The 21,708-nt window shown below is 62.1% G+C and carries 20 protein-coding genes; 13 read left to right on the top strand and 7 right to left on the bottom strand.

Features of this window, described 5'->3' with window-relative positions:
* Positions 1-182 precede the first annotated feature (182 nt).
* Positions 183-1,703, top strand: coding sequence for an aldehyde dehydrogenase (gene adh, locus ACFPTO_RS10755; protein ID WP_377711353.1), 1,521 nt, complete (start codon positions 183-185; stop codon positions 1,701-1,703).
* A gap of 93 nt (positions 1,704-1,796) precedes the next feature.
* Positions 1,797-2,177: a DUF779 domain-containing protein gene (locus ACFPTO_RS10750; protein ID WP_377711352.1), complete on the top strand. Its 381-nt coding sequence runs from the start codon at positions 1,797-1,799 to the stop codon at positions 2,175-2,177.
* Between the two features lie 6 nt (positions 2,178-2,183).
* Here the strand turns inward: ACFPTO_RS10750 and eutC are convergent, their stop codons facing one another.
* Both eutC and ACFPTO_RS10740 read right to left on the bottom strand, forming a co-directional pair.
* Positions 2,184-3,014, bottom strand: a complete 831-nt coding sequence (gene eutC, locus ACFPTO_RS10745; RefSeq protein WP_377711351.1) for an ethanolamine ammonia-lyase subunit EutC — start codon at positions 3,012-3,014, stop codon at positions 2,184-2,186.
* The gene (locus tag ACFPTO_RS10740) at positions 3,011-4,417 is read right to left on the bottom strand and encodes an ethanolamine ammonia-lyase subunit EutB (RefSeq protein ID WP_377711350.1); all 1,407 of its coding nucleotides are present in this window, start codon (positions 4,415-4,417) and stop codon (positions 3,011-3,013) included. Before ACFPTO_RS10740 ends, eutC begins: the two co-directional genes overlap by 4 nt.
* 181 nt (positions 4,418-4,598) lie before the next feature.
* Between ACFPTO_RS10740 and ACFPTO_RS10735 the strand changes: the two genes are divergently transcribed.
* From ACFPTO_RS10735 to ACFPTO_RS10690, 10 genes are all read left to right on the top strand, one after another.
* Positions 4,599-5,078, top strand: coding sequence for an AraC family transcriptional regulator (locus ACFPTO_RS10735; RefSeq protein ID WP_377711349.1), 480 nt, complete (start codon positions 4,599-4,601; stop codon positions 5,076-5,078).
* Positions 5,079-5,644: 566 nt separating this feature from the next.
* On the top strand, positions 5,645-6,091 hold the full coding sequence (locus ACFPTO_RS10730) for a DUF2946 domain-containing protein (protein ID WP_377711348.1): 447 nt from the start codon (positions 5,645-5,647) through the stop codon (positions 6,089-6,091).
* Between the two features lie 163 nt (positions 6,092-6,254).
* Complete coding sequence (locus ACFPTO_RS10725) at positions 6,255-8,534, top strand: TonB-dependent receptor (RefSeq protein WP_377711347.1); 2,280 nt, start codon at positions 6,255-6,257, stop codon at positions 8,532-8,534.
* 2 nt (positions 8,535-8,536) lie between these two features.
* On the top strand, positions 8,537-9,355 hold the full coding sequence (locus tag ACFPTO_RS10720; RefSeq protein WP_377711346.1) for a TonB family protein: 819 nt from the start codon (positions 8,537-8,539) through the stop codon (positions 9,353-9,355).
* A gap of 12 nt (positions 9,356-9,367) precedes the next feature.
* The gene (locus tag ACFPTO_RS10715; RefSeq protein WP_377711345.1) at positions 9,368-10,078 is read left to right on the top strand and encodes a MotA/TolQ/ExbB proton channel family protein; all 711 of its coding nucleotides are present in this window, start codon (positions 9,368-9,370) and stop codon (positions 10,076-10,078) included.
* Complete coding sequence (locus ACFPTO_RS10710) at positions 10,075-10,497, top strand: ExbD/TolR family protein (protein WP_377711344.1); 423 nt, start codon at positions 10,075-10,077, stop codon at positions 10,495-10,497. The genes ACFPTO_RS10715 and ACFPTO_RS10710 overlap by 4 nt, the downstream gene beginning before the upstream one ends.
* Before the next feature lie 11 nt (positions 10,498-10,508).
* The gene (locus ACFPTO_RS10705) at positions 10,509-11,747 is read left to right on the top strand and encodes a sialidase family protein (protein ID WP_377711343.1); all 1,239 of its coding nucleotides are present in this window, start codon (positions 10,509-10,511) and stop codon (positions 11,745-11,747) included.
* A complete protein-coding gene (locus tag ACFPTO_RS10700; protein WP_377711342.1) occupies positions 11,744-12,265 on the top strand; it encodes a TlpA family protein disulfide reductase in 522 nt (173 codons plus the stop codon). Before ACFPTO_RS10705 ends, ACFPTO_RS10700 begins: the two co-directional genes overlap by 4 nt.
* Positions 12,266-12,504: 239 nt before the next feature.
* Positions 12,505-12,729, top strand: coding sequence for a hypothetical protein (locus ACFPTO_RS10695; RefSeq protein ID WP_377711341.1), 225 nt, complete (start codon positions 12,505-12,507; stop codon positions 12,727-12,729).
* Between the two features lie 373 nt (positions 12,730-13,102).
* Positions 13,103-14,209 (top strand): porin, encoded by a 1,107-nt coding sequence (locus tag ACFPTO_RS10690; RefSeq protein ID WP_377711340.1) that lies wholly within the window; start codon positions 13,103-13,105, stop codon positions 14,207-14,209.
* Between the two features lie 81 nt (positions 14,210-14,290).
* Here the strand turns inward: ACFPTO_RS10690 and ACFPTO_RS10685 are convergent, their stop codons facing one another.
* Together ACFPTO_RS10685 and ACFPTO_RS10680 are read right to left on the bottom strand one after the other, a co-directional pair.
* Positions 14,291-14,968, bottom strand: coding sequence for an LrgB family protein (locus ACFPTO_RS10685; RefSeq protein WP_377711339.1), 678 nt, complete (start codon positions 14,966-14,968; stop codon positions 14,291-14,293).
* Positions 14,965-15,369, bottom strand: a complete 405-nt coding sequence (locus ACFPTO_RS10680) for a CidA/LrgA family protein (protein ID WP_377711338.1) — start codon at positions 15,367-15,369, stop codon at positions 14,965-14,967. Before ACFPTO_RS10680 ends, ACFPTO_RS10685 begins: the two co-directional genes overlap by 4 nt.
* 132 nt (positions 15,370-15,501) lie before the next feature.
* On the opposite strand from ACFPTO_RS10680, the gene ACFPTO_RS10675 reads away from it, so the two are divergent.
* Positions 15,502-15,972 (top strand): Lrp/AsnC family transcriptional regulator, encoded by a 471-nt coding sequence (locus tag ACFPTO_RS10675; RefSeq protein ID WP_293032910.1) that lies wholly within the window; start codon positions 15,502-15,504, stop codon positions 15,970-15,972.
* Positions 15,973-16,054: 82 nt separating this feature from the next.
* Here the strand turns inward: ACFPTO_RS10675 and ACFPTO_RS10670 are convergent, their stop codons facing one another.
* The 3 genes from ACFPTO_RS10670 to gyrB all read right to left on the bottom strand — a co-directional run bounded on the left by ACFPTO_RS10670 (position 16,055) and on the right by gyrB (position 21,636).
* Positions 16,055-16,402 (bottom strand): carboxymuconolactone decarboxylase family protein, encoded by a 348-nt coding sequence (locus ACFPTO_RS10670; RefSeq protein WP_377711337.1) that lies wholly within the window; start codon positions 16,400-16,402, stop codon positions 16,055-16,057.
* A gap of 1,055 nt (positions 16,403-17,457) precedes the next feature.
* Entirely contained in the window at positions 17,458-18,789 is a 1,332-nt protein-coding gene (locus tag ACFPTO_RS10665; RefSeq protein WP_377711336.1) for a hypothetical protein, read from the bottom strand.
* A 375-nt stretch (positions 18,790-19,164) separates the two neighbouring features.
* Positions 19,165-21,636, bottom strand: a complete 2,472-nt coding sequence (gene gyrB / locus ACFPTO_RS10660; protein ID WP_377711335.1) for a DNA topoisomerase (ATP-hydrolyzing) subunit B — start codon at positions 21,634-21,636, stop codon at positions 19,165-19,167.
* Positions 21,637-21,708 lie beyond the last annotated feature (72 nt).

Here is a 21,708-nt window from a genome sequence, read left to right as displayed (position 1 = left end):
GGCGCTGCCCAAACACCGCCCAAACACGGCTCACGCGCGGCCCAAATACGGCCCAAGCACGGCCCAAAGCGCGCTCGCCGATGCCGATTGCGGGCTGGCACGGTTCTGGCGTAATCGCCTCCCGACAGATCGGCTAACCACGCCTGGTCATATCGATACAGAGAACATAGAGGAGCACACCCATGAATCATGCAGAGATGCGGTTCCTGAACAGGGAATTCCCGTACAAGAAACAATACGGCAATTTCATCGGCGGCAAGTGGGTCGCGCCGCTCGGCGGCGAGTACTTCGACGACATTTCGCCGATCACCGGTCATCCGTTCACGTCGATCCCGCGCTCGCGCGAAGCCGACGTCGAACTCGCGCTCGACGCCGCGCACGGCGCGAAAGAAGCGTGGGCCAAAACCTCGGCCACCGACCGCGCGAACGTCCTGATCCGCATCGCCGAGCGCATCGAACAAAACCTGCACAAGCTCGCCGTCGCCGAAACGATCGACAACGGCAAGCCGTTGCGCGAAACGCTCGCCGCCGACATCCCGCTCGCCGCCGATCACTTCCGCTATTTCGCGGGCTGCGTGCGCGCGCAGGAAGGCGGCATCTCCGAGATCGATCACGATACGGTCGGCTATCACTTTCACGAGCCGCTCGGCGTGATCGGCCAGATCATTCCGTGGAATTTCCCGATCCTGATGGCCGCGTGGAAGCTCGCGCCCGCGCTCGCGGCCGGCAACTGCGTCGTGCTCAAGCCCGCCGAGCAAACCCCGGCGTCGATGCTCGTGCTGGTCGAGCTGATCCAGGATCTGCTGCCGCCGGGCGTGCTGAACGTCGTGAACGGCTTCGGCCTCGAAGCAGGCAAGCCGCTCGCGTCGAGCCGCCGCATCGCGAAGATCGCCTTCACCGGCGAAACCACGACGGGGCGCCTGATCATGCAGTACGCGAGCCAGAACATCATTCCGGTCACGCTGGAGCTGGGCGGCAAGAGCCCGAACATCTTCTTCGCCGATGTCGTCGAACACGACGACAGCTACTTCGACAAGGCGCTCGAAGGCTTCGCGATGTTCGCGCTCAATCAGGGCGAAGTGTGCACCTGCCCGTCGCGCGTGCTGATCGACGAGAAAATCTACGACCGCTTCATGGCGCGCGCGCTCAAGCGCGTCGCCGCGATCCAGCAGGGCCATCCGCTCGACACGAGGACGATGATCGGCGCACAGGCCTCGCAGGAGCAGCTCGAAAAGATCCTTTCGTACATCGATATCGGCAAGCAGGAGGGCGCGCAATGCCTGTTCGGCGGCGAGCGCAGCAAGCTGCCCGGCGAACTCGGCGACGGCTACTACGTGAAGCCCACGGTGTTCCGCGGCCACAACAAGATGCGCATCTTCCAGGAAGAGATCTTCGGGCCGGTCGTGTCGGTAACGACCTTCAAGACCGAAGAGGAAGCGCTCGAAATCGCCAATGACACGCTCTACGGCCTCGGCGCAGGCGTCTGGACGCGCGACGGGGCGCGCGCGTACCGCTTCGGCCGTGCCATTCAGGCAGGGCGCGTGTGGACCAACTGCTATCACGCGTATCCCGCGCACGCGGCATTCGGTGGATACAAGCAGTCCGGCATCGGGCGCGAGAATCACAAGATGATGCTCGATCACTATCAGCAGACGAAGAACCTGCTCGTCAGCTATAGCGATCAGCCGCTCGGGTTTTTCTGAGTGGGTTGGCGGTTTGGCGTGCGGCGGTGCATCCCCGATTCTTACGTCGCACGCCCTTTTTTTCGATCAACCCACACAAGGAGCGACCGGAAAATGGTGCTACGCGTCACTGCCACACCCGAGGCACTCGCGCTGATCGAGCGCCTCGCGAACGAACACGGGCCGCTCCTTTTTCACCAGTCCGGAGGGTGCTGCGACGGCAGCGCGCCGATGTGCTTTCCGGTCGGTGAATTCCTGGTCGGTACATCAGACGTGCAACTCGGTGAAATCGGCGCCATGCCCTTCTACATGACCGAGGCGCACTTCACGTACTGGCAGCATACGCAGCTCGTCATCGACGCAGTGCCCGGCAACGGCGGCATGTTTTCTCTCGAACGGCCCACGGGGCTGCGCTTCATCACGCGCTCGCGGCTCTTCGACGATGCGGAAAACGCCTGGCTCGACGCCCATCCCGTGGCGCGCGTGCAAGCATGAGCCACGTCAGCGGCTTCGCTCGTGCGGCGCGGACAAAGGTACCGAAGCAGCGGCAGCCACGGTTGCAGTGGCGTCGGCGTGGCCGGGCGCGTCATCGCTATCGTCTTTGAGACCGATGCCGGTCATGCCGAGCGCGCGCGAGCGCGTCAGCAGATAGCACAGCTTCGCGGCAGCCGCCTCGTAGCCCAGACCTTCGGGGCGAACGTTCGAGATGCAGTTGCGTTCGGCATCGGTGCGGCCAACGCGCGGCGCGGCGGTCAGATAGAGGCCGAGGCTGTCCGGCGAACTGAGGCCGGGCCGCTCGCCAATCAGCATCGCCACGTACCGCGCGCGCAGGCGTTCGCCGATTTCGTCGCCGAGTGCGACGCGCGCCTGCCGCGCGACGACGACCGGCCCCACTCGCCAGCCATCGAGCCTCGGCAGCGCGGCGTCGAGCACGGGCAGCGCATGCGCGGCAGCGGCACGCGCGGAGAGCCCGTCGGCAATCACGAAAACGACGTCGGCAGGCGCGGCAGGTTTGTCGCACACGGCGTCGCACAAAGCGCGCACGCTCGCTTCGTCCAGCCGTCGGCCGAGATCGGGCCGGCGCAGGTAATGATCGCGATCGGGTGCCGCGCTGTGGACGTCGATCGACGTCAGGGCGCGTGTTTTCAGCGCCGCGTGCAGTGCGTCCGCGTCGAGCGGCTGATGCACGGCGTCGCGCGCCTGCGCATGCGCGCGTTCGAATGCGAGTAACGGCGCGGTCGGCAGGCCGCTGCCCGCACGGCCCAGCGCGATACGCGCGCTCGTAAAGCGGCGCAGCGCGTCCCACGGGTTCGCTTCGACCGATCCGCTCATGCATCCTCCACCCAGTTTTTCGCCGACGCGAGCAACGGCTGCCCCGGCGACGCCCTCAATAGCGTGCCGCGCGCGTCGGCGATCTGCATCCGCGCGAGCCACGCCTCGAATTCCGGCGCGCGGCGCAGGCCGAGTACATCGCGCAGATACAGCGCATCGTGAAACGACGTGCTCTGGTAGTTGAGCATCACGTCGTCGGCGCCGGGCACGCCCATGATGAAGTTCACGCCCGCGACGCCGAGCAGCGTCAGCAGCGTGTCCATATCGTTCTGGTCGGCCTGCGCGTGGTTCGTGTAGCAGATATCGCAGCCCATCGGCACGCCGAGCAGCTTGCCGCAGAAATGATCCTCGAGCCCCGCGCGAACGATCTGCTTGCCGTCGTACAGATACTCCGGCCCGATGAAACCCACGACAGTATTGACGAGCAATGGCCGATAGCGGCGCGCCACGGCGTAGGCGCGCGCTTCGCACGTCTGCTGGTCGACGCCGTGATGCGCATTCGCGGAGAGCGCGCTGCCCTGCCCGGTTTCGAAGTACATGACGTTGTCGCCGACCGTGCCGCGCCCGAGCGACAGCGCGGCCTCATGGGCCTCGTCGAGCAGTGTGAGCGAAACGCCGAAGCTCGCGTTCGCCGCCTGCGTGCCCGCAATCGACTGAAACACGAGATCGACGCTCGCACCGCGTTCGATGGCGGCGAGCGTGTTCGTCACATGCGTGAGCACGCACGATTGCGTCGGCACCGCATAGCGCTCGCGAAAGCTATCGATCATGGCGAGCAGCCGGATGATCGCGGCGAGATTGTCGGAGGCGGGATTCACGCCGATCACGGCATCGCCGCAGCCGTACATCAGGCCGTCGAGCATCGAGGCGGCAATGCCTTTGACGTCGTCGGTCGGATGATTGGGCTGCAAACGTACCGAAAGATGGCCGGGCAAGCCGATCGTATTGCGAAAGCGCGTCACGACCGGACGCTTCTTCGCCACCGCGATGAGATCCTGATTGCGCATCAGCTTCGATACGGCGGCGACCATCTCCGGCGTCAGGCCGTCCGCGACGGCGGCGAGCGCAGCGGCATCGGTCGTGTCCGCCAGCAGCCACTCGCGAAACTCGCCCACGGTCAACGACGCGATGGGCGCGAAGGCCTGCGGCGAATGACTGTCGACGATGAGCCGCGTCACCTCGTCGGTTTCATACGGAATCAAGGCTTCGTCGAGAAACGCACGCAGCGGCAGATCGGCCAGCGCAAGCTTTGCCGCGACGCGTTCTTCCCCGGTTTCGGCGGCGAGTCCCGCAAGCTCATCGCCGGAGCGCTGCGGACTCGCCTTCGCCAGCAGCGTGCGCAGGCCGTCGAAGCGGTAGACGCGGCTTCCCAGGGTCTGGAAATGCGTGGAGGCATGGCTCATCAGGCTCGCTCCCGTGCAGGCGGACACGCCGCTGTGTAGCGAAACGATAGCTCCACGATAGCGCCAACCGGAAGCAGCGTCACGCCCACCGGAACGGGCACGGGCACCCCCGGCGCGACGGTGCTATCGTGAATCGATGGAGCCGGGCGTCTTTTGCCGCCCACCATCACGGAGACGCATCATGCGACGCAGCGACGTCAAGATAGTCACCCTGCAGCCGATGAACCTGCTTGCAGTCGGGCATGTTGGCCCGTACACGAAGATCGGCGATGCGTTCTTCACGCTGGCACAGTGGCTCGGCGCGCGCCGCGTGCCGACGTCACGGGCGAAACTCGTGGGCATTTTCTACGACGATCCCAATCAGGTCGAAGCGTCGAAACTGCGCTCCAAGGCGGCGATTCATCTGCCGGATACGTCGAACCTCACGCCCGGATCGCCGGTCGAGAAGATGCAACTGCGCGGCGGCGCGCACGCGATGCTGCTGCATAAGGGGCCGTATGAGGGTCTCGGCGCGGTCTGGACCTGGTTTTACGCCGACTGGCTGCCGAAGTCGGGCCGCAAAGCCGATGTCGACGCACCTTCTTTCGAGCTGTATCTGAATACGCCCGAAGAAGTGGCGCCAGATGAACTGCTCACGGAGCTTTATCTGCCGCTGGTTTGAGTGATCAGGACCGCTGCGATGGCCGGGTCTTCAGGTTTTTCTTGTTTACTTGTATGTAAACGTAGTAATAGTTAACAAGCCCTGGCACTTCCTGTGGATAAGCGGGGAAAACCCCAAACAAATCAAAACCCTGCCCGCTTTATAACCGCGCTTTGCGGGCGTGAATAACGTCGCACAGAGTCTGATAACTTTTTGGCCTGCGCGATAGCTCCGCACTTATCCCCAATTCACACACAGACATTCCATGGGGTTTTCCGCGAGTTATCCGCATGAGGTTGTGGATAGCGCAACTTGAGGGCCGAGCGTGGCCCGAACCGAATCGCGACGTCCGCTGCCGATGAATTCTTGAAGGCACCGGGCTTAAAGGCCGGGCTTAAAAAGAACGGTTTAAAAATTGGTCATCCTGAGGATTTGTCGCCGCACATCCGCTGCGGCGTACACTGCCGACCCGTTACCCGTCAAACGAAGCGTCGCAAAGTGTGACAAAGCGCCCCAATTTGAAGTGCGACGTTGTAGCCTTTGTTGGGCGAATGTTAGACTCAGGTCGCATTTTCGTGGCCCATATCGTGACTAATCGATCCCGTACACATCTGACCGCATGGCTTGGCTTGATCGCCATGTGGCTCGTCGTGTTCGCGCCGATCGTGAGTCAGTTGATCGAACAGTCCCGTTCGCACCAGGACGCTGTCGTTGCGTGCACGGAAATGAACATGGGCGACATGAGCATGGACGACATGCACATGTCCAACATGCAGATGGGCGACATTCACATGTGCTCCGCAGCGAGCCATGCCGCCGACACCGGCCATCACGCTTCGAGCGCAACGACGATGGCGGCATGCGGCTACTGCGACCTGCTCGGCACCCACGCGGCCATGCCCGCGCTGGCGCCAGCGGCCGATGCGGCATACGTGCTCCTCACCTTCGCCGCAGCACCGGTCCTTTCCACACGATTCACGCCGATCGGCGCGTTCCCGAGCGGACGCCCGCGCGCACCTCCCGTCGTTTCCTGATTTCATCTGTTTGAGACAACCGCGATAAACGTGCGTCGTTGATGCAAACGATGACGCATGCGATTTCGCTCGTCCATCGATTTCAGGAATTAATATGTCTCACTTCGCACTGCGAAGCGCATGCGTTCGTCCACGTAAAACCGCGTGGTGCGCCACGCTCGGTATGCTTCCCTTTTCGCTGTTCGCGCCTTACGCACACGCAGACAATGCGGCGAGCGAAATGACCCTGCCGGCCGTCACAGTGAACGCGACGAGCGATGCGTCCAGCGCCTCCGGCGTCGCCCAGCCCGCCGTCGATCCCAACCTGCCTGCGTCCGTCGAAACCGTCACGCGCGAGCAGTTCAACAACTGGAGCGTCGTCAACAGCGAAGACACGCTGAAGTACCTGCCCAATCTCGCAGTACGCAAGCGCTTCACCGGCGACCTGAACTCCATCATCGCGGTGCGCGGCACGAGCAATACGCAAAGCGCGCGCGGCCTCGTGTATGCCGACGGCCTCTTGCTCAGCAACCTGCTCGGCAACAGCTATTCCTTTCCGCCGCGCTGGTCGATGGTTTATCCCGAAGAGATCCAGCGGGTCGACGTGATCTACGGGCCGTTCTCGGCGCTGTATCCCGGCAACTCGCTCGGCGCGACGGTCCTCATTTCGACCCGCATGCCGACGAAGTTCGAAGCCAGCGCGGACGTGAAAGCATTCACGCAGCACTTCAGCCTTTATGGGGTGAATCAGAACTTCAACGGCGCTCAGGCCACCGCGACGATCGGCGACAAGATCGGCAAGTTCTCGTACCGGCTCGGCGTCAATCACCTCGACAACACCAGCCAGCCGCTGAACTTCGCGACGACGGCGAAATCGTCGACGCCGGCGCGCCCGGGCGACAAGGTGGTCAACGGCGCGTACTTCTACAACAACCAGAACAATGCGCCGACCGCGGTGCTCGGCGTGAGCGGCGAAGGCATCGAGCACACGGTTCAGGACCAGTTCACCCTGAAAACGCAATACGATTTCACGCCGACCGTACAGGGCGCCTTCACGCTCGGCTACTGGCACCAGACCTACAACAGCCAGACCTCGTCGTTTCTCACCGACCAGAACGGTAATCCCGTGTACAGCGGCACGGTCAATATCGGCGGCAATCGCTACACGATCAAGGATCCGACCTTCGCGCCGAGTCGCGGCTACAACGAGAACTGGCTGTACGGCCTGTCGTTGCGCACGCATCAAGCGACCGGCTGGAACGCGGAAGCGATCGCGTCTTACTACGACGTGTCCAACAGCGTCGCGCGCACGGCCAACGTGGGCGGCCCGGGCAACGGCGCGGGCGTCGTGACCTTCGGCGACGGCACCGGCTGGAAAACGCTCGACCTGAAGGCGACGTGGACGCCGCCGTCGCCCGCAGCCGGGTTGCTGAATCACGCGCTGACCTTCGGCTATCACTACGACAACTATTTCGTCGACAACCGGACCTACAACACGGCGAACTGGCGCGACGGCGCAGCCGGTTCGTTCGCCAACTCGTTCAGCGGCAAAACGCAGACCCAGGCGCTGTACGCGCAGGATGCCTGGCGCTTCCTGCCGCGCTGGAAGGTCGTCTATGGCCTGCGCTACGAGGACTGGAACGCCTATAAAGGCCAGCAGTCGATTGGCGCGGCGGGGCTGCCTTATCCCGAATCGAACCAGCAGCACGTGTCGCCGAAGGCATCGATCTCCTTCGACGTGACCCAGGACCTCACGCTGCGTGCGTCGGTCGGGCGCGCGTACCGTTTTCCGACCGTGAGTGAGCTTTTCCAGGGGACGATCAACGGCTTCACGATCGTCAACAACAATCCGAACCTTCAGCCGGAAAACGATCTGTCGAAGGAGTTGAGCGCTGAATGGGCGCACTGGAACGGTCTGTGGCGCCTGTCGTTGTTCCAGGACGATGTGAAGAACGCGATCTTCAGCCAGACCGACACGACGGTGATCCCGAACGTCACCAGTTTCCAGAACATCGGCAAGGTGCGCTCGCGCGGCGTGGAGGTGAGCTATCAAGGCCAGGACGTCGGTATTCACGGGCTCGACCTGATCGCGAGCGTCGCTTATACGCAATCGAAGATTCTCGCCAATGCGCAGAACCCCGCCAGCGTCGGCAAATACTTCTACCGGATTCCGCTGTTCCGCGCCGATCTCGCGGCGAGTTACCACATCGATGAGCGCTCGACGGTGATGCTCGGCGCGCGTTATTCGGGCCGCGAATACAACACGCTGACCAATACCGACTCGAATCCGAACGTGTTCGGCGGCACGAGCACCTATACGGTGGCCGACGCGAAGTACACGTTCAAGCCGACCAGATCGACTCAGCTCGCCGTTGGCATCGACAACCTCTTCGATGCGCGGTACTTCGTCTATCACCCGTATCCGGGACGCACGTACTACGTCCAGGCCAGGTTCGGAATCTGATCGTGAGCAAGCCACTCTCCCTCGCATCGCCCGGGCAGCCGGTGCAGGTGCGGCATGACGGGCAGAAGCAACACGCGCAGCAAAAGCCACGCCCGCGGCAAAAGCAGCAGAAGCGGCACATCGTGGGCGCTGCCGTGTTCGTCGGCGCGCTGCACGTGGCGTTGCTCGGCTTCGTCATGTCGGCGCGCGAGCCGCAACGAGAAGCGATGCCGGTGCGGGTCGTCGCGGCGGAACTCATTACGTCCGCGCCCGCCGCATCCGCGATGCCCGCACCGGCCGTTCCGTTGCACGCGCAACCGCCAGCGCCCGCGCGGCAGACGAGCGCGCCGCAGCCTGTCGTGCGCCCGGTTGTGCATGCTGCAGCGCCCGTGGTGCACGAGCGCGTTGCCGAACCGCAGCAGCAGCCTTCACCCGCTGCAGCACCGGCTGCACCTGTCGTCGCACCCACGCCGCCGGTTTCGTCCGCTCAGCAATCCGATGCTTCGCCAGCGGCGCCGCAGGCGTCATCGGCACAGCAAGCCGCTGCGGACGGCGACCAGACGCCGCGCGCCGTGGCGCAACTCGACTGCACGATTGCGAAACCCGCTTATCCGATGCTGTCGCGCCGCAGTCGAGAGTCGGGCACGGCGCTCGTCCAGTTGCGCGTCGATGTGAAGGGACATGTCGATGCGGCACATGTCGTCGCTTCAAGCGGCTACCCGAGACTCGATGCCGCCGCGCTCGACGCCGTACTGGCCAGCGCGTGCGCACCTTATAGAGAGCACGGCAAGGCCGTGCCCGCGACCGCCAAAGTGCCGGTCGTCTTCAATCTTTCCGAATAAAGGAGTTCCGAAATGCAAACGTATGGCTTGCATCATGTGTGGCAACAGGGCGATCCCGTCACGCGCGCGACTGCGCTGCTGCTTGCGTTCATGTCGATGGCGACCTGGACGGTGATTCTGCTCAAATCGATCGAGTTGCGTCGGATGGCGCGGCGTGCGGCGCGTGCCGAGCAGCAGATCTGGGACGCCGACCTGAGCGGATCCGGCGTGCCCGTACTCGGCGAAGCGGGTTCGCCGTTTCACGAAGTCGCGGAAGCCGGGCGGCACGCGCTGGCCCGTCACGAGGCCAGCCGGCATCGCCGGGGCGAGCGCGCCGACGTGAGCGACTGGCTGGCCCGCTGCCTGAAAGCCGCAACCGACGATGCATCCGCATCGCTGCAGCGCGGGCTCGCACTGCTTGCGTCGATCGGTGCGATTGCGCCGTTCGTCGGCCTGTTCGGCACAGTGTGGGGCATTTATCACGCGCTCATCGCCATCGGCGCGAGCGGCGATGCGAGCCTCGACCAGGTGGCCGGTCCGATCGGCGAAACGCTCGTCATGACCGCGTTCGGCCTGTTCGTCGCGATTCCCGCCGTGGTCGGCTACAACGCGCTCACGCGCATGATGCGCGGCATCGCCGCCAGGCTGAACCGTTTCGGACACAACGTTCATACGGTGCTGCTGACCGGCCCTTCGGCGTCGGTCACGCGTCTCGAAACTTCATCGGCGGAGAAGCAAGCATGATTGGCGATCACTCGAATGGCGATATGGATGGCGGGCTTGCCGCGGAGATCAACATGACGCCGCTCATCGACGTCATGCTCGTCTTGCTCGTCGTGTTCATGGTGACGCTGCCGGTCGTTCATCACGCGGCAAAGATCGCGCTGCCGCAAGCGAGCAGCCAGCGCGAAAACCTGCGCGTGCCGCACGTGGACATCATGGTCGATGCGGGCGGGCAAGTTCGCTGGGATGGCCGGGCCACGACCGGGCCGTCGCTCGAAGCGGCGCTCGAAGCAGCGGCGAAACAGAGGCCGCAGCCCGAACTTCGCATCATCGCGGACCGCATGGCGCGCTACGGCGAGGTTGCGAAGCTGCTCTCGCAGGCGAGCGCGGCGGGCGTTGCCAAAGTCGGTTTCGTCACCGATCCCGTTACCTCGCATTGAGACGACCGACCATGCCGAATTTTTCACTGCGCACCCTGTTTGCAGGACTTGCATTGACGCTCGGATGCGTCGCGGCATCGGCGCATGACGCGAGCACGATGCCGGCGATGCAGCATCAGGACGCTTCGTCCGAGCCGCAATGTGCCGACCATGCGCTGCCGTGCGCGAGCGTCGCGACGCCGTTCTTCGACGCGCACGGCAAGCTCTGGGTTGCCTGGTCGGCGGACGGCGCGGTCTCCATCGCCGCCTCCGACGACGCGGGCAAGCACTTCGGCACGCCCGTCGTGATCGGCCAGCATGGCGCGCGGCTCGATGCTGGCGTCGAGTCGCATCCGCGGATCGCCATCGACCGCAAGGGCCGCATCGTCGTGGCCTACGGCGTGTTCAAGGACGACAACTGGAACGCCGAGGTGATGGTGTCGCACTCGGACGACGGCAAGACGTTCTCGCCGCCGCGCCCGATCTCGTCGAATCCGGCGAGCCAGCGATTCCCGGTCATCGGCTTCGACGCGCACGATACGCTCTTCGCGGCGTGGCTCGACAAGCGCACGGTGGCCGCGGCGCACGAGCACGGCACGCAGCAGCCAGGCGCGGCGCTCGCTTATGCGTGGTCCGACGACGCGGGCACGACTTTCACGGGAGAAGCGATCGCCGAGGATCATACGTGCGAATGCTGCCGGATTGATCTCGGACTCGACCGGGAGCAGCATCCGGTCGTCCTGTTTCGCAAGATCTACGGAATGAACGAACGCGATCACGCGGTGATGTCGTTCGACGCCGCGCGCAAGCCCACGGTTGCTCACCGCGTTGCGTTCGATCACTGGGCGATAGACGGTTGTCCGCATCATGGCCCCGCGTTGGCCGTATCGGCGGACGGAACGTGGCATGCCGCATGGCTCACGGCGGGCGAGGCGCGCCAGGGCCTTTTCTACGCGCGTTCGACCGACGAAGGGAAAAACTTTTCCGCGCCGCAGAGTGTGGGCGAGGCGGCGCACCAGCCCGGCCGGCCGTCGCTGCTCGCGCAGGACAAGTCGGTATGGCTTGCGTGGAAGGAGTTCGACGGCCAGCACATTCTGGCGAAGGTGCGTCATTCGAGCGACGGCGGCGTGACGTGGTCCGCCGATCGCACGGTCGAAACGGCGGCCGGCCAGAGCGACCGGCCGGTACTCGTCGCCGATGCGAAGCACGTCTACCTGTCATGGCTCACCCGCGAGCATGGCTATCAATTGATCGCACTGGATCCATCATGAAGTTCAAGCACTCTCTGCGCATGGTCTTCGGCACGACTGCCGCCGCGTTCGTGCTGGCGTGTTCGTCGCATAGCGCGTTCGCAGCGCCGCCGCGCCCGTTCACGGCTCAAAGCTTTGCCGATATTCGCGCGCATCACGCGGGCAAACCGCTCATCGTTCATATCTGGGGGATGACGTGCAGCCCCTGCGTAGGCGAATTGCCGAAGTGGGGCGAGTTCGTGCACGCGCATCGCGGCGCCGATGTCGTACTCGTACGCTTCGATCAGGCGCCGTCCGACGCGACCGAAGCGCGGCTCGCCCAGGCGGGCCTGAGCGGCGTCGAAAGCTGGGGCGTCCTGTCCGAGCCGGACGAGTATCTGCGCGCCAGCGTGCAATCGAACTGGTTCGGCGACATGCCGAGAACGCTGCTCATCGCGCCGGACGGCACGGTGACGACGATTCGAGGCGTCGCAGATTCGCAAAAGGTCGCGGCATGGCTTGAGTCTGTCCAGCCTGCTTCGCAGCACGCCGGACGTTGAAGTGAGCTGACGTGCGCTGACGACTGTTCAGCGCTACGTTGCCGGGTCCGCGGGGATCACGTCGCGCGCACTCGAACAAGCCGCACGCGGGAGGGCCTTTATTGGTATATCGATCGGTGATTAAATCACTCGCACTTGCAACGCTTTGGAATGTTCAGTGCGCGCGTTTAAATCAGGATTCCTGTTCAACAAGAATCGCATGCGCGCCATTTTTATCGAACGCGTAGAGGAGATGGATCGTGCAAACGGAAACTCCAGATTCTGCGATGGGCAACCACGCGCATATTGACGAGCGCGATCATGACTCCCCGGCCTTACGCGCCGCTTCTGTGCGGCGAACACGATCGCAAGCGGGCGCGCTGCCACATGGCGACGCGTCACCGAGCGGACTGATCGCCTTTGATGAGCACGCCGACTCGCAGCTTGAGCGTCCATTCGACGGTATCTCAGCCTTTACCGGCTAGCGGGCGCGATCAAAAGGTGACGCGCTACACCACAAGACATTTCCTCAGGCAAGGCAACCAACGGGCTTGATGAGCGCCTTGCGATTCTGCTTGATTCGCCTAATAAATTCGCATTCCTCATGTATGGAGAAAATGATGGAGACAATGGCAGTCGCGACAACACAAATCAAAAAGCTGCAAACCGATCCCGTTTCGTCAGTTCAGCCAGTTCAATCAATTCCCCTCCGAGGCAGACCGAATCCGTAGCGATACCCATCGATATGGATCGACCGGTTGTTGGCCGGAACGTTAATTGTTGGCTCGATGCAGTTGGGGCTGTCGAAGATCCTGGACGACCCAACGGCCACTGAAGCAACTGTCATCGGGGAGCACGATGAGAAAGGTAATTCCTGTTGCTGTGCTGCTGGGGGCGATGGCTCCTCTCGCGTCGGCACAAACGAGCGTGGCGCTGTACGGCCGAATCGACGCCGGTTTCGAGTATCTGAATAACACGACGCCCGCGCCGGGCGAGTCCCGCACGCGCTGGAGAGCACAGGGCGGCAACTGGGGCACGAGTATGTTCGGCATGCGCGGAACGGAGGATCTGGGGGGCGGACTCGCTACGGTGTTCACGCTGGAAACCGCGCTGCAGGTGATGAACGGCACGTCCGGCGGCGGGCGGCTCTTTTCGCGCCGCGCCTACGTCGGCCTGAAGGACGACCGGTGGGGCCAGTTGCAGGCCGGCCGCAACCTGTTCATCGACAGCGACGGCGTGTGGGAATTCGATCCGTTCGTGCAGCAGGCGGTGTCGTCGGCGTCGCTCGTGCGCGGGCGCAACTGGCAGCAGACGAGCAATAACGTCGAATATCACAGCCCGGTTTGGCGCGGCTTCGACGTGCAGGCGCAATACGCGTTCGGCAACCAGGCGAGCGGATTCAACTACGGGGCGGCGGGTGAATTCGGCCGCTCGAACGGCGTCATGCTGACGTATCACTCCCCGTATTTCGACCTGCGCGGCTTCTACGACGAACTGCGCGATTCGAATGGCCAATTCAGCAACATCTTCACGAGTTCGCGCGAATACTTCGTCGGCGGTAATCTGCGTCTTTCGCCGTTCACGATCCAGGCAGCGTGGACGCACTATTCGGCGCCCGATACTCCGGCGGGTCTCGCCGACATCGCGGATCATTTCTGGCTCGGCGCAACCTGGCAGGCCACGCCGCAATGGGCGGTCACGGGCGCGGGCTACTACGTTCGGGTGCGCGGCGGAGAAGGCAGCACAACGCACGATCCGGCCGGTCACGCCACGCTCTATGCGCTCGGCACGACCTACAACCTGAGCGCGCGCACATTCCTGTACGGCACCGTGGGCTACGTGCGCAACGCGAGCCGTTCGGACTTCTCGGTGTTCGCCACGCCGCGTGGTGCGACGCCGACCACCAATCCGCTCATCGGCCAGTCGCAGGTCACGACCTATGTCGGCGTGATGCACAAATTCTGATGCGCGAGCAACGCGCGCGGTTGATCCGCGCGTGATCGCATGCGTGGGTTGCGCGGCCGCAGAGCAGTCGCCGAGCGCGCGCTAGATAAGCCGCACGACGAGCGGCGCCGCAAGCACCGTGAAGGCGCCGCCAAGCACCATCGTCAAACTCGCCATCACGCCGTTTGGAACACCACGGTCGTGTGCGCGAACGGCGCCAGCCACCTGTGCGATGGCGCCCAGTGTAGCGCCGTGCGCCTGCGCCGATTTCACCCTGAAAAGCACGAGTAACGCGTCTCCGAGCACGATCCCCGCCGTGCCGCTCGCCACGACGAACAAGGTGGTCAGGTCGCGCGTCCCGGAAAGCTCATCTGAAACGGCGAAAGCAAACGGCATCGAGATCGAGCGCGCCACGAGGCTGTGCTCGACGATGGCAGGCAAGTCGAACATTCGTGCGAGCACCACGGCGGAGACCATCGCGGTCGTTCCGGACACGATGGTGCCCACGAGCAGCACAGGCCACCAATGCCGGATGTAGTGACGATGCTGGTAGACGGGAACTGCGAGCGCCAAAGTCAGCGGACCGATCATCCAGACAAGCACATGCGTCGACTGCAGGTAGGCGTCGAACGGCACGTGCAGCAGTGAAAGACCGGCGATGAGAATGGCTGGCGCGAGAATCAGCGGCGAAGTCAAAACGTTGCGCCAGGCCCGATGAATGCGGAGATTCAGCGCATAGACGGCCAATGTGACGGCGATGCCCGCAATGAGCGCCATCATGCCTGGCGCCTCTGAAGTGCGCGCGTGGCAAGCTCCACCGTAAATGACGTCGCGGCGGTGCAAATCACCGTGCCGCCGATGACGATCACAACGAGTGGCCACCAGTTCGCTTCGAGCAAGTCGCGCTGGCGCGCGACGGCAACCACGGGTGGGATGAGGAACAGCGCGCTTTGGGAGATGAGAAGACGTGCGCCGCTTTCCACGGCAGACACGGGAACAAGCCTCACGAACAGTGCCGCGAGAACGACGACAAAGCCGGTCAGCGCGGGGTTCACGGGCACGCCAAGCCACTTGCCCGCGAACGTCAAGGCGACGAATGCGGCAATCAGCCCGCCCGCCTGAAGCACACTCCTGATCCCGAACGCTGGAACGGTCGCTCGCGTCTGTGTCTGGGCTGTCATGGGTTGGCTCGGCTTCAGGTCTTGAAGCGTCTATGCTATCCCCAATAATTCGCGTAATTCATGCATCTTTCACGCAAAATCGGTGCGTGTACGTTATTCTGTTTCGCACAGTGTTAATTCAATGCGGAAAATATGTCTCTCGATCAATTCGACCGAAAAATCCTTGCAACGCTTCAGGTTGATGCGGCGCTTTCCATGGGCGAGTTGGGTGAGCGCGTCGGCCTCTCGCAGTCGCAGGCATGGCGGCGCGTCGAGAAACTCGAAAGAGACGGGGTGATCGTTCGTAGAGTTGCGGTTCTGGACCGTGCAAAGCTTGGACTCAGTGTGCAGACGTTCACCGAGGTGAAGCTGAACAAGCATAGCGAGCGCGCCGGGGAGAAATTCAGGGCGGCCGTCGAGCAATATCCCGAGGTCCTCGAAATACACACCGTGCTGGGCGAATATGACTTTCTTCTGCGGATCGTCACGATCGACCTCAATGCGTACAGCCGCCTCCTGGCGGACCGGCTGTCGCCCCTTCCGATGGTGCAGGAAGTGCGTACCCTGATCAGTCTTTCGGGCGATGCCGGCAGCCGTCCTTTGCCGGTATTCCTTGCGCCGTAGGCTGGCCGGCACTACCGCCGGCCGCGCGCCTCGGCTTGCTTCGCTTGTTGCTCCGCTGGTTGCCGCGCCGATTGCTTCGATTTCAGGCAGAAAACTCTTCGAATGCATTCAGGGCATGGGTGGCGTACATCATGGACGGGCCGCCGCCCATGTAGACCGCCGTCGCCAGCACATCCTCGAGTTCCGCTCGCGTCATGCCGAGCTTGACCAGCGCCTGGACATGGAAACCGATGCAGTCGTCGCATCGGCCGGCTATGGCAATGCCGAGCGCAACGTATTCACGCGTTTTCTTGTCCAGCGCACTATCCTTCGTACCGGCAACCGCCAGCTGGCTAAACGCGCTCATCAGGTCCGGCTGCGTTTGACGCATGGCTCGCATCTGGCTGGAGACTGCATGCGTGATGTCTTTAAAGCTGGAAGTACCGCTCATCGTTGTTTCCCCAATTATCAAAGGTGTAAAGCCCGCGCTGAAAACAAAACAGAGTGAACCGTCGGGCGCGCCGCGATCAATTCATGCGCATATATTATATTAAAATACATATTGTTGCACGGTAGGGTGAGTCCTCTAATCGCGGCGTCAAGCAAGCGGCTTCGCAGTGCCGTTATTCCGGCTCAAACGCGGCAAAAGCTCGTAAGTATCACGTGGGCTACGATGATCTCGCGCCGTTAACGGGCCAATGACATTGGTAAGAGTCCCGAGCACAAAACAAAGAGGGCCTGTAAGTGTTTGGACTTACAGGCCCTCCGGACTTTGACCATCAAAATTCTGCGCAACCATCAAACCAAACTATCGGGACTGCGCGGCCCATAAATTTATCAGGTTATCTTTACACTTCGAACAAGTCCAAGTGAGATGTGACTGGTTGCGGATCGAGCCCGAATCTGTGTTTCGAACACCAGCGAATTAACGACACCGAGCATGGCAAAAGTCGAAACATCTGACTGAGACTCGAACAACGCGACGTTCGCCAACGCATGTTTTCAGGCTTATGCGACGGCGAAGTGCGCTCGGGAGCGCAACGATATTGCTCGATGCATGGGCTAACTGTTGAGCGTCGCCATGACGTTGCCCGCACCAGCCTTGTGGTTCGGCATCGGCACGACGACGTACTAATGCGCTGCGAACGACGGCGCGGCTGCCGCAAGCAGCGCGGCAGCCAAGCAGTATTTCAGACGAGTGATTTTGAAACGAAAACGAGACGGGATTCGACGAGGGGATTTCATAACCAGGTTCTCCAAGGGACCCTGAGTATAGGAATCGAGACGCGCACGATTTGAGGGTTGAACGCGGCGGGAAGGAAAAGGCGCTGCAGTGAAGGACGAGTTCGCTGGAATTTTTTCGTGACCGAGCGTGCCGGCAGAGGCCGAGTACCAGCCGAAACGTCGCCTTTGGATTGTCACGCACGCCGAAAAGAACAACGGCCACCTCAATGAGGTGACCGTTGGTTCGCTCCGGGAGTTCGTGTTCCGCAGGCCGTCATCCACTCACGTGGGCTTGGCTGCATTTGCAGTCTCCGCGTTCTCCGCACCTTCCACTGCGACGGCCTTATCCTTCTCGGTCCCCTTCGCTTTGTCCACGACCTCCTTGGCCTCACTTCTAAAACGGGTCATAAGTTCAGGAGCAATGCGGATGGCTTCCTTCATCAGCTTAGAGTTCGCAAGCTCATGCCAGGGGCTGCCATGGGTCTCGCTCTCGACGAACCGAAGAGGCTGTTCGTCCAATCGTGTAAGTGCTGAAGCAAAGAGCCGCTTCTGGAAGTCCTCGTCAAGCTCGAGAGCCTCTCTGCGATACCCCTCGTATGCTTTCGAAATCGATGCCTTATACGCGTAGTCTTCCGCCAGCCTGAACCGCTGGCCAATCTGCTTGGTCGACAGCCATGCAAACCATATGGGAGCGCCGACGGAGAGCATCGATATTACCAATCGGGTCCACACAATCATCGAGGGCGTCGATGACTGGATGGCCTCCGCCAAACCATGCAGTTGGATTCCCCCGACGGTCGCGCCAGCGAGCAGCGCGACAATGAGACCAGCAACCCAAGGCCACATCGATTTTCGTAGATTCTCCGCGCGGTCGTGGAAGGCGACGGCCAAACCTACTGCTGTTGATGAACGCATGGCGTTCTCCGACCACTCAAGGACCTGCTTTGCCTTCGCACCAATTTCCTCGAATTCGGTGTTCGCGACCCGTCCCATATCCGCATATTTCCGGACTTCCGAGTTCGCGACAGTTGCGGCCTCTTGGAGTTTGCTGATTTCCCGACGCGACTCCCGCAGATTTTCCATATCTGTCGGCAGCTGGTCCGCGGCCTGATACGCGGCCACAATTTCTTTGCCCATCCGCTCGAGCTCCGAAAATGTTGGCTCCAGACTGTTACATCGCGCCTGCATCGCTCGGGTAGCCTTCTGCACAGTTCGGAAATCCTGAACTTGCCTAGCGCGCTCGTCGGACGAAGCCTCACACGTCTTTTGCAGAGCCCGCTCGAGAGCGTCAAGAGTCCATAGGTAGGCAGAAACTGCTTGGCCTCCATTGCCGTTCCAGAAGTTAGGAATGGAGTGTGATTTGAGCATCGTAATGCGTTGTACGAAGTCCTTGTAATAGGTTCCGTCCTCTGTGCTCAACACACCGGGACCTTGCACCCGGATAACTTCAGCCAATGCCTTGGCTCTTTCGGCGAGCTCTCCTCGGTCGACTCCTGGACCTGCGAAGCCCGGAACTACCACGTTCACTGGTCGCTTTTCTGCACTTGAATTGTTGACTGCTTCGGCGAGTGTCTCGAGCTCCACCCGAAGAATTTCCAGCACCTCATCAACCATGTGATTCCCCGGTAAATTTGATTTATTAGATTCTCACGGAGCAATGCAATTGTCGCCGCGGTAGTTCAAATCATATATCACGTAAATTGCAGAATTTACGCGGAACTCCATCGTTTTGAACCACTGCTTTTCGCCCCTCGGCTCACACGTGATGTGCCGCAAACCGTTGACCAGCGTACCACTCGTCACCGACCCAGCTGATGACCGTTGCGAAAACTGAAAGAACAACGGCCACCTCAATGAGGTGACCGTTTATGTGTCCAAGCAGCTTTTATAGCAGACGCATCGCCCTAGACTATCGAAATTCACATACCCATAAATTTCTACAGATATGCGTCCGATTTTCCAAGGATATGCGTCCTTCTACAACACCCCTCAAACATCAATATTCCCCGCCCGAAGCGCATTGTTCTCGATAAACGCCCTACGCGGCTCCACATCGTCGCCCATGAGCGTCGTAAAAATACCATCCGCTGCAATCGCGTCTTCGATCTGCACGCGCAACAGGCGCCGCACGGCCGGATCCATCGTCGTTTCCCAAAGCTGCCCGGGATTCATCTCGCCTAGCCCTTTGTAACGCTGCTTCGAAACATTGCGTTCGGCATCGGCAATCAGCCACTTCATCGCGCTCTTGAAGTCGCTCACGGCCATGTTGCGCTCGCCGCGGCGGATGAATGCGCCCTTGCCGATCAAGCCCTTGAACGTATTGGCCGTATTCACGAGCTGCTGATAATCGGCGGTGAGCTGGAATTCCTCGTCGATCACCGACACCTTCACGTTGCCGTGATGACGACGCTCGACGCGCAGCGAACGCACTTCGCGCGCCGCATCGTACATGGCGACGACGCTCACCTCGGGTTTTTGCGCATCGTCGCGCAGCGCCGATTCGAGTGCGGTAGCCGAGCTTTGCGTCGAGGCCTCGCTCGACAGATCGATCGCCACGCCGTCCATGATCGCTTCGAGCGCGCGCTCGTCGTAAAGGCGGCTCAGTCGATCGACCACGCCGCGCGCGAGCTGATACGAGCGCGCGAGTTCGCCGAGCGCGTCGCCTGCGATCGGCGTCGCGCCTTCGTTCGGCAGCAGTTCCGAGCCTTGCAGCGCGAGTCGCAGCATGTGCGCGTTGAGGTCCGCGTCGTCCTTGAGATAGCGCTCGTCCTTGCCCGCCTTCAGCTTGTAGAGCGGCGGCTGCGCGATGTACACATAGCCGCGCTCGATCATCTCCGGCATCTGGCGATAGAAGAACGTGAGCAGCAGCGTGCGGATGTGCGCGCCGTCCACGTCCGCGTCGGTCATGATGATGATGCGGTGGTAGCGCAGCTTCTCGAGGTTGTAGTCGTCCTTGCCGATGCCGCAGCCGAGCGCCGTGATCAGCGTGACGATCTGCTCCGACGACAGCAGCTTGTCGTAGCGCGCCTTCTCGACGTTGAGCACCTTGCCGCGCAGCGGCAGAATCGCCTGGAACTTGCGGTCGCGGCCCTGCTTCGCCGAGCCGCCTGCCGAGTCGCCCTCGACGATATAGATTTCCGATTTCGCCGGATCCTTTTCCTGGCAGTCCGCAAGCTTGCCGGGCAGGCCCACGCCGTCCAGCACGCCCTTGCGTCGCGTCATTTCGCGCGCCTTGCGCGCGGCGTCGCGCGCACGCGCAGCGTCGACGATCTTGCCGCAGATGATCTTCGCGTCGTTCGGCGTTTCGAGCAGGAATTCTTCGAGCGCCTTCGCAACGACGTCTTCAACCGGCGCGCGCACTTCCGACGAAACGAGCTTGTCCTTCGTCTGCGAGCTGAACTTCGGCTCGGGCACTTTCACGGAAAGCACGCACGAGAGGCCTTCGCGCATGTCGTCTCCGGACGTTTCGACCTTGGCCTTCCGGGCGATTTCGTTGTCGGCGATGTACTTGTTGATCACGCGCGTCATCGCCGCGCGCAAGCCCGTGAGGTGCGTGCCGCCGTCGCGCTGCGGGATGTTGTTCGTGAAGCACAGCACGCTTTCGTTGTAGCTGTCGTTCCACTGCATCGCCACTTCCACGCCCACGCCGTCTTTCTCGCCCTGCACGTAGAAGATGGTCGGGTGCAGCACGGTCTTTTGCTTGTTGATGTACTCGACGAAGCCCTTCACGCCGCCCGCGAAGGCGAAGTCGTCTTCCTTGCCGGTGCGCTGGTCGGTCAGACGGATGCGTACGCCGTTGTTCAGGAACGAGAGTTCGCGGATGCGCTTCGCGAGGATGTCGTAGTGGTACTCGACGCTGCCGAAGATCGTTTCGTCGGCCATGAAGTGCACTTCGGTGCCGCGGTTTTCGGTGTCGCCGATCAGTTGCATCGGCGAGGTCGGCACGCCGTCCACGTCTTCGAGCATGCGGTTCTGCGCGACGCCGCGGTGGAATTCCATGAAGCGCTTCTTGCCGTCGCGGCGCACCGTGAGGCGCAGCCAGCTGGAGAGCGCGTTCACGCACGACACGCCCACGCCGTGCAGTCCGCCCGAAACCTTGTAGCTGTTCTGGTCGAACTTGCCGCCCGCGTGCAGTTCGGTCATCACGATTTCGGCCGCGCTGCGCTTCGGGTCGTGCTTGTCGTCCATCTTGACGCCCGTGGGAACGCCGCGGCCGTTGTCGCTGATGGAAATCGAGTTGTCCGCATGAATCACGACGCGGATGTCGTTGCAATAGCCCGCGAGCGCTTCGTCGATGGAGTTGTCGAGCACTTCGAAGACGAGGTGATGCAGACCGGTGCCATCCGATGTGTCGCCGATATACATCCCGGGCCGCTTGCGCACGGCCTCCAGACCCTCGAGGATCTGGATCGACGAGGCGCCGTAGCTGTTGTCGGGTTGCGAGTTGTTCGTATCAGTCATGGAATTTTTCCGGTTCTGCTGTACTGCCAGCGTTACTGCTCGGGGCTTTTCGAAAAGCCATAAAAACGCCAA

Source organism: Paraburkholderia denitrificans, assembly GCF_042655705.1.
Lineage (GTDB): Bacteria > Pseudomonadota > Gammaproteobacteria > Burkholderiales > Burkholderiaceae > Paraburkholderia > Paraburkholderia denitrificans.
This window is presented reverse-complemented; position numbering and strand designations above follow the sequence as displayed.

Bases quoted from the DNA above. Each gene is read 5' to 3' on its own strand.
- adh (WP_377711353.1), top strand. From the start codon at position 183: ATGAATCATGCAGAGATGCGGTTCCTGAACAGGGAATTCCCGTACAAG.
- ACFPTO_RS10750 (WP_377711352.1), top strand. From the start codon at position 1,797: ATGGTGCTACGCGTCACTGCCACACCCGAGGCACTCGCGCTGATCGAG.
- eutC (WP_377711351.1), bottom strand. From the start codon at position 3,014: ATGAGCGGATCGGTCGAAGCGAACCCGTGGGACGCGCTGCGCCGCTTT.
- ACFPTO_RS10740 (WP_377711350.1), bottom strand. From the start codon at position 4,417: ATGAGCCATGCCTCCACGCATTTCCAGACCCTGGGAAGCCGCGTCTAC.
- ACFPTO_RS10735 (WP_377711349.1), top strand. From the start codon at position 4,599: ATGCGACGCAGCGACGTCAAGATAGTCACCCTGCAGCCGATGAACCTG.
- ACFPTO_RS10725 (WP_377711347.1), top strand. From the start codon at position 6,255: ATGCTTCCCTTTTCGCTGTTCGCGCCTTACGCACACGCAGACAATGCG.
- ACFPTO_RS10715 (WP_377711345.1), top strand. From the start codon at position 9,368: ATGCAAACGTATGGCTTGCATCATGTGTGGCAACAGGGCGATCCCGTC.
- ACFPTO_RS10710 (WP_377711344.1), top strand. From the start codon at position 10,075: ATGATTGGCGATCACTCGAATGGCGATATGGATGGCGGGCTTGCCGCG.
- ACFPTO_RS10705 (WP_377711343.1), top strand. From the start codon at position 10,509: ATGCCGAATTTTTCACTGCGCACCCTGTTTGCAGGACTTGCATTGACG.
- ACFPTO_RS10700 (WP_377711342.1), top strand. From the start codon at position 11,744: ATGAAGTTCAAGCACTCTCTGCGCATGGTCTTCGGCACGACTGCCGCC.
- ACFPTO_RS10690 (WP_377711340.1), top strand. From the start codon at position 13,103: ATGAGAAAGGTAATTCCTGTTGCTGTGCTGCTGGGGGCGATGGCTCCT.
- ACFPTO_RS10685 (WP_377711339.1), bottom strand. From the start codon at position 14,968: ATGATGGCGCTCATTGCGGGCATCGCCGTCACATTGGCCGTCTATGCG.
- ACFPTO_RS10680 (WP_377711338.1), bottom strand. From the start codon at position 15,369: ATGACAGCCCAGACACAGACGCGAGCGACCGTTCCAGCGTTCGGGATC.
- ACFPTO_RS10675 (WP_293032910.1), top strand. From the start codon at position 15,502: ATGTCTCTCGATCAATTCGACCGAAAAATCCTTGCAACGCTTCAGGTT.
- ACFPTO_RS10670 (WP_377711337.1), bottom strand. From the start codon at position 16,402: ATGAGCGGTACTTCCAGCTTTAAAGACATCACGCATGCAGTCTCCAGC.
- ACFPTO_RS10665 (WP_377711336.1), bottom strand. From the start codon at position 18,789: ATGGTTGATGAGGTGCTGGAAATTCTTCGGGTGGAGCTCGAGACACTC.
- gyrB (WP_377711335.1), bottom strand. From the start codon at position 21,636: ATGACTGATACGAACAACTCGCAACCCGACAACAGCTACGGCGCCTCG.